The sequence below is a fragment of the Priestia endophytica genome (assembly GCF_026790145.1).
GTDB lineage: Bacteria > Bacillota > Bacilli > Bacillales > Bacillaceae_H > Bacillus_I > Bacillus_I endophytica_A.
The window spans coordinates 21,136-33,039 of sequence record NZ_JALAMS010000014.1 but is presented as its reverse complement, the minus strand read 5'-3'; the positions used below and the strand labels follow the sequence as shown (position 1 = coordinate 33,039).

At 35.6% G+C, this 11,904-nt stretch carries 9 protein-coding genes and 1 riboswitch; all 9 genes read right to left on the bottom strand.

Annotated elements, in window-relative coordinates:
* Positions 1 to 14 precede the first annotated feature (14 nt).
* Complete coding sequence (locus tag MOC86_RS11015; RefSeq protein WP_268584218.1) at positions 15 to 818, bottom strand: nucleotidyltransferase; 804 nt, start codon at positions 816 to 818, stop codon at positions 15 to 17.
* 166 nt (positions 819 to 984) lie between these two features.
* Positions 985 to 2,886 (bottom strand): endonuclease MutS2, encoded by a 1,902-nt coding sequence (locus MOC86_RS11010; RefSeq protein ID WP_268584217.1) that lies wholly within the window; start codon positions 2,884 to 2,886, stop codon positions 985 to 987.
* A gap of 469 nt (positions 2,887 to 3,355) precedes the next feature.
* Complete coding sequence (locus MOC86_RS11005; protein WP_268584216.1) at positions 3,356 to 4,351, bottom strand: glycerophosphodiester phosphodiesterase family protein; 996 nt, start codon at positions 4,349 to 4,351, stop codon at positions 3,356 to 3,358.
* Between the two features lie 174 nt (positions 4,352 to 4,525).
* Entirely contained in the window at positions 4,526 to 5,026 is a 501-nt protein-coding gene (locus MOC86_RS11000) for a GrpB family protein (RefSeq protein ID WP_268584215.1), read from the bottom strand.
* 351 nt (positions 5,027 to 5,377) lie between these two features.
* A complete protein-coding gene (locus MOC86_RS10995; protein ID WP_268584214.1) occupies positions 5,378 to 6,145 on the bottom strand; it encodes a 3-oxoacyl-ACP reductase in 768 nt (255 codons plus the stop codon).
* A gap of 14 nt (positions 6,146 to 6,159) precedes the next feature.
* Complete coding sequence (locus MOC86_RS10990; protein ID WP_268584213.1) at positions 6,160 to 7,623, bottom strand: acyl-CoA reductase; 1,464 nt, start codon at positions 7,621 to 7,623, stop codon at positions 6,160 to 6,162.
* Positions 7,623 to 8,762, bottom strand: a complete 1,140-nt coding sequence (locus tag MOC86_RS10985) for a CoF synthetase (protein ID WP_268584211.1) — start codon at positions 8,760 to 8,762, stop codon at positions 7,623 to 7,625. The genes MOC86_RS10990 and MOC86_RS10985 overlap by 1 nt, the downstream gene beginning before the upstream one ends.
* Positions 8,759 to 10,084, bottom strand: coding sequence for a solute carrier family 23 protein (locus MOC86_RS10980; RefSeq protein ID WP_268584210.1), 1,326 nt, complete (start codon positions 10,082 to 10,084; stop codon positions 8,759 to 8,761). Before MOC86_RS10980 ends, MOC86_RS10985 begins: the two co-directional genes overlap by 4 nt.
* Positions 10,085 to 10,321: 237 nt before the next feature.
* Positions 10,322 to 10,430: riboswitch (TPP riboswitch) on the bottom strand.
* 95 nt (positions 10,431 to 10,525) lie between these two features.
* Positions 10,526 to 11,539, bottom strand: coding sequence for an ureidoglycolate dehydrogenase (allD, locus tag MOC86_RS10975; protein ID WP_268584209.1), 1,014 nt, complete (start codon positions 11,537 to 11,539; stop codon positions 10,526 to 10,528).
* Positions 11,540 to 11,904 lie beyond the last annotated feature (365 nt).

Genomic DNA, 11,904 nt, shown 5'->3' with positions numbered 1-11,904 from the left:
CTTTTATATTTGAGTTATTCATTTAAGTGAATGTAAAGCTTTTTAATAAAACCTTGATCTATATCGACCGTGTAAAAAGTACTTAAATTATGATACAGCTTTTCTACCACTTTCAAGGCATTATGATAAGCTGTTTTCAATTCACACTCTCTTAGTTTTGTAGTTATTGAAGCATAGTCATGATAAGATTCAACACTTATATCCATTTCCAAATTTTTGGTACTGTTTAACCAACGTTCTACCGTTTTTTCCTTTACTCTTATGAGTTGTAATATATATTTTTGCACGTGTGTTAACCCCTCTAAAGAACGTGCTAACTCTCCTCTTTTCATTACATTTACACCCATCAGCCAAGCGTTTACAACGTTATTAAAAGCAAAATTTACGTTTTTATCTGTCATTCTTTCTGGACCAGATCCACCTAATCCTTCAAGCAAAGGGCGTAATTGTTCCGTAGAATCGTAAATATACATCGACTCAGTGTTTGGGAAAACTCCAGTAGATTTAAAACTTTTGATCATTTCCATTTTTGATTCAGGGAGAAAATGAAATTCTCCCCGAATCATATTTGAAAATATGACTACCTCTGTTCCATACTCATTGTAAAATATCAAATCAGCAGCATTTACTTCAGAGATCCAATGTCTTGAGTTAAAATGATTTATCTCATGATCTCCAATAAATATATAAAACTCAACATCTGAATACTGATCTCCTTCCCCTTTAGTAAAAGACCCATACATCATACAAGCTGAGACTGATTCATCTTCAATACATTTATTTTTAACGTTTTGAATGATTTTCTTTTGAATTAGCAAATTCAACACTCCCTATCTCATATTTTCATTTTTAGATAAGGAGATTATCAAATACTGGACAGCATGAGCAACACATATAACGTGCTCCTTCCGTTTTTAATTAATAGAAGTATAACATACCTTGTAAGTGACTCCGTTATTACACGAGTAAGAGATATGTTTCATCTCATCCTTTATTTTTTCTTATCTCTTTTTGGATTTTACGAAGCGCCTTTTTGGAACCACGTTCTATATCATGCTGCGTTTTTCGGGTAGTATAATCAATAAACAATGTCTCTAAATCATAGCCGTCTGGATATAGTTCTTTTGCTGATATCTCTAGGGAAATTCGTTTAACATTTACTTCCATAAATTCTTTGTTGTAGAACACTATAACATTATAGAAATTATCCATTTCTTTATAGATAATCCCAAAATCATTATAGTCTAATAATTTTACACGATCGCCTTTTTTATATTCATCCTTTTCTTCCGTCTTTTCTTTAACAATCTTAGGTTTTCTTATTTTATTATCATCTACCCGTTCTAAATGGTACCCTTTGTTCTCCATATAGTACTTCGCTCTTTGTAGAACATTTTCTCGTACATTCATTTTTCTAGAAATCCAAAGTGCATTACTTTCTCCTGATGTTCCTATTAATAATTGATACATTGGTTCTAATGTATCGCTATTAAACTGCATTGCTGCATTCATAAAATCGCTGTGCATTTCGGAAAAACGTTTAATTTCACCATAATGAGTTGTCGCTACTGTTATACACCCTATTTGGTAAAATTCCTCTAAAATTGAAATCGCGAGTGCAGCTCCTTCATTCGGCTCTGTACCACTTCCTATTTCATCAAATAGTAAAAGGGTATTATTGTTTGATGCGCTCATAATCTCTGATACATTTTTCATATGAGATGAAAATGTACTTAGCGCATTTTCCATACTTTGATTGTCTCCAATATCAACAAAGATATTTTCAAATACGGCTATTTCTGTTTCCTTGTTTGAAATAATGTGAAAGCCTGACATGGCTGCTAATGTGACTAAACCTATAGTTTTTAGAACAATGGTTTTTCCACCAGCATTAGGACCCGTAATAATCAAGCTACGATAATCTTTCCCTATCTCAAAATGAAGGGGCACAGCTTCTCTTGTTAAAAGGGGATGTTTACAATCAACTAATTTGATATATCCATAATCATTTAACTTCGGTTCTATCCCTCCGACATGCTTACTGAACTTTGCCTTCGCAAACACCATATCATATTGACTGATAAGGTCCATATTGATCTTGATTTCATAAATATTCTCTAAAAGCATTCCTGATAACGTAGCTAATATTTGATACTCTTCTATCGCTTCTTCAGCTTTTAGACTTGAGAGTTCCCTATTTAATTTTGTAATGGTATTTGGCTCAATAAACACGGTGGAACCTTTAGAAGAAACCTCAATTACCGTTCCTGGAACCTGATTTTTATAGGAAGCTTTAATAGGAATTGTATACCGATCATCTTTTTTGCTAATAAAGAACTCTTGAATATACTTTTTATGTGAACTGCTATTGAGAAATTTATTTAAGCGTTCCTTTATTTTTTCCTCAGCCACTGCTATGTTATGTCGTATGCGTTTTAACTCTTTACTTGCAGCTGAATCTACACAATTTCCCTTAATTGAAAAATTAATTTCTTCTTCAATACTTTTAAATTCAGTCATTGAATTGGCGTAAGATGTTAATAGAGGCGCGAAAAACTCTTTATTCATCATAAATTTTTTCATTTTTCTACACCCTCTTAAGAAGTCTGATACACTTAGCAACTCACTTGGATCAAGCATCACCCCTTTTTCAAGATTTTGTATTGTATGATCAATATTAGATATGCCTAAAAACGGCACATGCCCCTCTGCGTCTAAGATTGCTCGTGCTTCTGTTGTTTCATTTAAGCGATTTTTAACTACTTTTATATTTGTACTTGGCTTCAAGTTATCTAGTAATTGTTTACCTAATCCACTTACACAATAAGATCTAATCATCTGTTTTAATTCGTTATATTGTAACTTTTCATAAGTCGCATGATTCATTTTCCATTCTCCTCACTGTGATTTATTCGTTTCACAAGCGAAGATACCTACTCATTAGATTTCAATGAGGTTTCAAACATAAAAGAATAGTATTTGCTCCTTATATAAACACAAAAAAGCTGCGGGGATACCGCAGCTTTTCACATTACAAGGCAAGTGTAATATACATAAGGAAATAAGCCGTCAAAATAGAACTAATTCCCTTACTATTACATGCTTTGTAAAGTACTGTAGGTATCTTCATAGGTTTTGAAATAAATCCATAGCAAAATACAGGCACATTTCGTACCTCATTCACTTCTGCTATCGTATTTATTTCATTTAACTTTTCCTATTTAGAACCTACCGCACTCACAAAAAGCACCTCTCATTAATTTATCGTAATTTTCATTGAAATCTAATTTAGTAATTTTATCATACTATGGATGGATAAAAAAGTAAAGTTGAAATACGTTTTTGTTCTTAGAAATTACTCTTCATTTTTCTTATAGTAATCCCCTATTTTATCTATACGGTTGGTCCATATGCCCCCTGAATAATCGTTTGGAAGCCTTTTTAAATCTTGAATAGAATCAAAACCAGTTGAAAATTCACTTCCATTTCCACCAACAATAATTGTACGAGTATTTACATCATCCATTCGATTTAAAAAGCGGTTTGGCCATCCCCAGAGAAGAGGAGCAATTTTTTCTGGGATATGTAATTCTGTATTTTCACAGGCATTTGGTACATTCCCTGTCCATCCTGTTGCTATATATGGAATGAGACAAGCTTTCATCGTTGCTTTAGACATAACCTTTAGATTTGGCATTTCCCTTTTCAGTGAATCAATAGGTTCGTCTCCTCCATAAACTGTTATATTTTTCAGACGTTCCTTGGGAAATTGGGATAAATACCGTGCTAGTTGTTTTCCTTCTTCTGGATCATTACTCTTCACATGAATAAGAAATGCTTGGTGAGGAAAATGTTCCATTACTTCATTCAGGGAAGGCATAAGGTTAACTCCCTTACCACGAAAGGGATATGTTTTTCCTCCATCAGCCGTATATCCGTATCCAATATCTAATTTCTTTAACTCAGCCATTGTATAATCCCTTGTAACGCCTGTGCCATTTGTTCGACAATCTATTGTCCAATCATGAAATACGGCAAATTGATTGTCTTTTGTGATATGCACGTCTAGCTCAACCATATCAGCTCCATCCTCAAAAGCAGCTTCCATAGATGAAATGGTATTTTCTAAAAAATCATGTTCCGGTTCATAAATCCTTTCGGCTGTACATGTATCATTTTGAATATCTTTCATAGTAAATGTTTGGGCAACACCTCTATGAGCAAGCAAAAAGGGTCGATTCTCTCTTTTCTGAGCTAGTAAAGAACTATTATTTAAATAAATAAAAGCTATTATCACCCCGAAAATAAGCCATGTAGTTCTACGTTTAAAAGCTTTTTTTAAAAACTTCATAGTCTCCTCCAATTAGTCAATATATCTTGTTATCAATTCAGAATCATATGAAAAATCAGGATTAATTTCAATAATTGAAGGATTATAATTTTCTATTAAAATAGTTATAAATGGTTCATCATATTAGGAATTATCGGTAGCATTATATGAACTCCAAAGGATAAGAAATTATTTTCACTTATTCTTATACGCCTTCGTTTTCATGAGATTTATGAAGAACCTTGCTTTGGCTTCTCTATACTTTTCCATACTCTCACCGTTAAATTCCCGTTTAATTTGATTATATTGCTGTCTCAAATTTTCATTTTCCCTTAAAACATCTGTGATTTTCCAAAATATATCGAGGGATGAGTTTCTTACTGTTAATTGGATACCTAACGGAGGATTTCTGTTATCATCCTTAAACGAAATGAATGTGTCATCTGACACACTTCCTGAATTGATATCATAGTATTTTACTAAAATCTCTTTAGCTGAATTAAAATCCTCTTGATTCACTATCACTTGAATGTCTACGTCTCCTTTAGTAAGACTTCCGGGTATGGCTGTACTTCCTACATGATGAATCTCTGCATGAGACAATAATACCTTTAACTTCGCTTTTTCTTCTAAAAATAATGTTTCAGCCGCTTCACGAAATACATATTCTGCTTGAAAGTAAACTTTCTCTTCCATAATGCCCCCCTTTTTGACTGGCGATATAGTAAATCTTTCATTTAAAAAAACTTTAGGGTGAGAAAATGAACCTAATTGAACATTTTTTAATAAATGCTATTTAAATTCATACTTCCGGTTAATAATTAATAATTCTCCCCTATTGTAAATGTTTTTTATTTGTTGGTAAATGTATACAATATCCAAACTAAATTTATATAAACCCTTCTAGAAAAATGAAGAAGCCATAGACTCCTTATTAATAAAGAAATCTACAGCTTTTTTCTCTTCTATATAGTCTCTTATTCATTTTACTTTTGAGTAACGTTATGATTACTTGTCCTGTTAGTAGAGCATTCCTTAACAACTTTCTTAATGCATTACTAACCCACCATCTACATTTAAACATTGACCCGTAACAAAAGAGGCTAGATCAGATGCTAAAAACAATACGCTTCCAGCAATATCTTTAGGTTGGGCCAAGCGGTGCAAAGGTGTCAATTGAATAATTTGGTTTCTAACATCTTCCTTTGTCTCATGGCTTGAATCAGTTGGATAAGTCAGACCTGGAGCAACGGCATTAACGGTAATACCAAAACTGCCTAATTCCTTGGCGAGGTTTCGGGTATACCCAAGCAATGACATCTTTGCTGTTGTATAGTCATGATAAGGAACAATTGGAAAATGAATTAAATTACTAACCATATTAATCATTCTTCCTGACATTTGATTCTTCATATGAGGCATTACAGCCTTACATATATTATAAGCGCCATGTACGCTTCCTTCCCATTGTTTATTGTAATCTTCCCATTCCATTTCCCATGCTGTTTTTCTCGTTTTAGGGTTAAAGGTATAGTGGCTTAATGCATTGTTTACAACTACATCAATGGCACCAAAGGAGTCGACAATTGATTCTATCATTTCATTTACTTCGTTGCGATCTGTCACATCTGCCTTAATCGCAACAGATTGACCACCCATTGCCTCAATTTCACTAACGACTTTAGCCGCAAGGGTTTCATTGTTCAAATAATTAACAATAACAATTGAGCCTGCAGCACCAAACTGTCTGGCTATTTCAGCCCCAATGCCCCTGCTTGCTCCTGTAATTAATACTATTTTCTGCTTTAAATTCATTGTTAACCCACCTTCTATTCAACATCTGGATCAAAACGTTCTAAGTCTTCTTCTACATTCCGTTCAATATCTGTCATTCTTACAAGATCAAGGAGATTGAATCCTCCATCATGGTGCCAGCCCGGCTTTGCCTGATTCATTTCACCAACTGGAGTGATTCTATTTACCCCTAATTCTCCTAGACGATCCGCTAGTTGGAATAACCTCGAAGGAGCAACTGCAAGCCCACATGATTGTAAATATTGTTGGTACGGCTTCATGATATGAACTGCTTGTTCAATTGATTCTACTACTGAGTAGACGTGAATAGAGCGATTCAAAGGAGAACCTTCAAATCCGAGTTCTTCGTGATAAATAACAGTCCAAGATGTACCCCTTTCGCTTGAAAGAACCGTTACATTATCTTGTTGCAGGGACTCTAGCTCAAAGCGGCTTCTTAAGCGTTGAATAGACATGGCCTCTTCATCTGTTAGCTTCGCTCGTGGTCTTTTTTTATGATAACGTTCAAGTTCTGCACCTAACATTTGAGCGAATTGTTTTGCACTGATTCCTCCTCCTTCTTCCACAAAAACCGTTTGTGGAGATAGACAGCTTTGCTGGTCATAGACACTGATATCCTCCGCTAATTTTTGAACGGTTTGATAGTACAAATCGGGAGTCAAAGCTTCTTTGCCAATTAAGGAGAAGCTAATTTTATGGCCATAGCTTAAGAACTTCTTATGAGGTGGAACCTTACTTCTCAGCTTTTCAACAGTATCATTTGCTCCGTAGACAATCACAGCCTCGCTTTTTTCAATGGCCTTTACTTCTAATTCATTTGTTCCCCCTTTCCACGGGAGTATCGCAATTGTATCGGCAAGTTTTTCATCAACCTCCGCCAATGACTCTGTAAATAAAACTGGGAACAGAGGTTCAGCCATTGATACTTTTCCGATCGTACTTGATTTCACCATGAGCCCCATCATTAAACTCCAAATTTGTACTCCTGGAACATTCCCAGAGAAAACATGAAAAATAGTACGTGGTCCAAAAGCCTTGCTCATACCGCCTGATTTTCGAGGGCGAAATTCATCTAACATTGCAGGCTGGTCGAACTCCTCATCGAGAAAGCGCAGTAATTCTTTTTTACGAAAAGTACGCATATATCTTTTTAGTTGCAACCGGACCATCTCTTGATCATAACCCGTTATAACGGGAATGACTCTTTCTGCTAACTTACGAAGCGGATAGTCTGGATTCAGCCACTTTTGAACGGCCATATCCATTTTGTTGACAATATCAGCAATAGGCATAGAAGCTAAATACTGGTCACGATTGATTTGCGCTTGATGAATAATTCTCTCTAACACATCCCCTGTAATAACAGGAATTTTTAATGTAAAAGTGATATCACTACGCTCAATCGTTTTCAATTGAAATTCGTTTAATTCAATGGAATTAGGCACACGAAATGCATTCAATTCTTTTATAGTTTTCACTACCTTACTGCACCACCTGAATTTGACTGTATTAACTGATCAACAGCAATGGAACAGCCTCTTGCCTCGGAGTCTTTTATTCTTCCAAGGAGAACGAAGCCGTTTTTCGTTTGATAGCCTAGATCTTCTGTTAAAAGGGCTAAGCAAGAATTCCAATTGGCAAGATCGTAATGTGCAATAACCCCTTTCTCTCCCTGTTGGACAGGTTCTAGCGTTTCCGTATTTAAAATAACGGTTTTTATCCAGGGAGCTGCCGCTTTATCATGGATAACAGACCTATTTAAATAGCTACTTAGAATTGTTTGATTATAGATTTGAGAACTAAGCTCTGTCATTCCATACATATTGATGCATTTATCACGACCAATTTGAAAATACGTCTGAAACTCAGTGTACAACTGCTCCATATCCACTTCCCGTGACTGACCTTTAAAGCCTCCTGTATCAAAGATTCGGCTTTTTTCTGGAAGCTGGAACTGAATTTGCTTTTCTTTTAAGTAATCAAGTATATGAACATAAGCAAAGCTTGCTCCCATTAGCATTACAGGCTCTCTTTTCTCCTCGCATCTTTTTAATTGGGAAACGAGCCTTTCGAAATTAAGTCCCTCTTCACTGAAAAAGAATTCACTATTCTCGGTTCCAAAATAGGACACAGCATTTGATAAGTATCTTGATAATGAAGAATTTTGGTTAAGATCTTCTGCTGGTGAAAGGATGAAAATAGTCATTTTCTCATAATCTGGCATAACAAACTGCTTAAACGGTCCTTTCATAGAAGCATCCCATATAGTAAGATCAGGATGATAATTCTTCCCTTTTGCCTCAGGATTCGTTGTCCCACTTGTCATAAAAACAGCTTCTGCCTCCTCGATTGGTTCACAAGATAACGTTAATTCCTTGTACCCCTGAATGGGCATTGGGGGAATATCTATCCATTTCTTTACTGTCAAAGGCGTTCTTTTTCTCACCTGACAAAATTTCTTATAAGCCTTATTATGCTTAAACTGATATTGAAACAATTTTAGTGCCAACTCATTATATGTCGCGTCAATGATATCAGGATTCGTTTGCTTCTCCTGTGCATTGCCTTCGATAAACTGTAAAATTTCATAAGTTATCATTTTTGAATCTTCTCTCATTCTGAACGCCCTCTTTTCAGTCTATTAGGTATAGTGATAAGTATTAGTTGTAAAAAAATAGTAGTGAATGCTCCAATTAATAAACTATTAGAAAGCATTGTACCTAAGATTCCATCCATATTACCGGAATAGTGAGGTAATGAAAGTGCAAGCACCATGGATAACCCGATGATAAGATAATTTTTGTCCGTATTTTCTGCCTTAGTAAGAATAGAAATCCCCGTAGACACAAGGGTAGCGGCAGCAGGTAAAAAGATTCCTCCTACAACAGGAGAGGGTGTTAAAGCAAGTAATGCCCCGATTTTTGGAAAGAATCCAAACAGTAGAAAGATACACCCAGCCACCATAACCGGGTATCTTGAAGCTACTCCTGTCAATCTTAGTAATCCGACATTTTGAGCATACGCAGTAGTAGGAAATCCTCCAATAAGGGAAGATAGGAATGAACCAGCGGCTTCGCCTGCGAACCCATTGCGAATTCTTTTTTTATTAATTTCAGTATTCAGCATTTCACCTGAAGCCTGATATACCCCCATTGCTTCAATAATGGCTACAATATATACGACAAAAAAAGTTAAAAAGGGTTCCCACTGAAACGTTAAGTTTCCATATGGAAGGAACTGTGGAATTCCAAACCAAGGTTTACTTTCAATCAGAGAAAAATCTGCCTTTCCAAGTATAACGGCAAGAATGTCTCCCACAATTAATGCAATTAAAAAAGAAAAGGATTTCCATAAACCTTTACCAAAAAGAGATAAACTTAACACAATGAGGGACGTTGTGATTGATAACGTTAATGTTGATGGACTTGCAAATGATTCATCCCCAGGCGCCCCTCCCAAGAATTCAGATAGAGTGAACTCTGATAAAGATATTCCAACAAGAAAAATGACGGTACCTGAAATAACAGGAGTAAATAATGACTTTAAACGACCGATAATACCTGTAATAGATAAAATAAACACAATAATTGCACTTAGAAAAATACCGCCACTCGCAGCAGCTAAACCATTCGCTTTACCAGCCGCAATCATAACCGAATCAAAAGCAGCAGATGGACCTTGAACAATAGGTAATTTTACTAGCTTAGTAGCCTGAATGAATGTCACTAAACCAGCTACAATGAATATAGCACTTACGATATTTGCCGATTGTGAAAGAGGTAAACCAATCATTGCAGCAACAAAGATTGGGTCTAGCCAAACGTTTGAAACACAAACATGCTGCAATCCATAGAGAAATGTTTTTGAAGACGACAATTTCTCATCCAATGCTAGCTTTTCTTCATAATGATTAGTAGTATCTTTTGCTTCTTCCTTCATAGTTGTCTCCTTACGCCATAGTGTTTACAATTCTGATCTAGGATGCCATAAAAACGAATATTTTGTTTTATTACATAAATTCCCCCTTCTGCTTTATTTCAGTTAATCTGTTCAAGTGCCTATTTTTTCTAGGATTTTTCAAAATGGGTTGGTTCTAAAAGCACTCCAAACGAAAATAGAGCATAATAAAAACCAGGCCCATTTTTGGACCTGGTATAGTATAGTAATAAAGAATAATGTTTATCTTAGCTACTTTCCTACGCTGGTATAATCCAGATCAGGTCCAAAGGGTTAAAAAACATCGGTTTTTCTCTCAGCCCCGTTTCGGGCACCCCTAGTAGAATTGTATATTTATTTATCGACTCTAATGATAACTTTAAAATCTAGATAAGTAAAGACTGATATAATGGTGGAAAACTTTACATTCTAATAAATTAGCCTCTATTCTTTCGATAAATAATGATAGACAGTTTCAGTCACAGGAACTCCTTCTTTCAGTCTCATTTCCTCTTTTACTTGCTCAGGCTCTCCTGGTATCATGACCTTTGAAACTCCTTCAGCAGGCGTTATTTCATGAAGTTCTTTTATCATTTGATCCATATTAGCTAGAAATGTATCATGATCAGTGAAAATAGCCGGGTTAATGGCACATAAGAAATGTCCAAGTTTGCGTTTCTTTGAATAGTCACCATACATTTCTGTAATATGAGGGCCAAATGCTGCTCCAGCAAGTAGTCCTGAAAGCACGTCCACTACCATAGCAAGTCCATAACCTTTAGGACCAGCAAATGGTAGCAAGGCTTTGACTTCGTTTGGATCTGTAGTCGGCTTTCCGTTGCCGTCCACTCCCCAATCAGAAGGAATAGAGGTACCAGCTTCGCGCGCATGAAGGACTTTCCCAAAGGCGACATTGCTTGTAGCCATGTCAAGAATTACTGGTTTATGTTCAAGAGCAGGAAAACCAAACGCGATTGGGTTTGTACCAAAAAAAGGCTTAGTCCCACCAAATGGCACCACTACTTTATCTGTATGAGTCATAACCATACCAATCATTTTATGTTGGACAGCTTGCTGTGCAAAATAAGACAATGCCCCGCAGTGACTGCTGTTAATGGCTGTTACCATCCCAATTCCGTTTTTATTTGCTAATTTGATAGCGTGATTCATTGCTTCCTTAGCAACTACATGTCCCATTCCATCATCACCATCAAAAACAGCAGCGGATGGAGCTGTATCTTCTACAGAAAATTGAGGATTAGGGTTTAGTCCTCCTTCGGTTAAGCGCTTAACATAATGTTCTGTTCTTAGTACACCATGAGAACTAACTCCTCTTAAGTCTGCGTGAACCAAAATATCTGCTACTACAGCCGCATGATCTTGGCGAAGACCAGCCTTTGTTAACTTCTTTCCAACAAGTTTTTTTAATTGATGATGAGCAACAATTATATCTGTCATTTGGCTAAACTCCCCTTTTTAGCATTTTTGTCTTCTTTTTTAATCTTCATGGCCTTTTTGAATTTTCCTTCTTAAATTAGCTTTTTCAAAGGAATGGGAGGTATAACTAGCGGTAAATATGCGAAAATTCCTCGTTTAGAGAATTAGATGAAAATAGACAAAACGCGTCTATATAAGACTATGCAAGAAAGGGTAATGAAAGAGCAGATCATCTTATTACTAAATAAAAAAGAACCCATTTTGAAAATATATCATTCAAAATAGATTCCCACGTTTAAATTTATTATTAATAATTCCAAACTACCTACTTTATAGAAAAGGATAATCATGTTATTCTCTTAGGCAATTCAATTGGTACTTTGAAC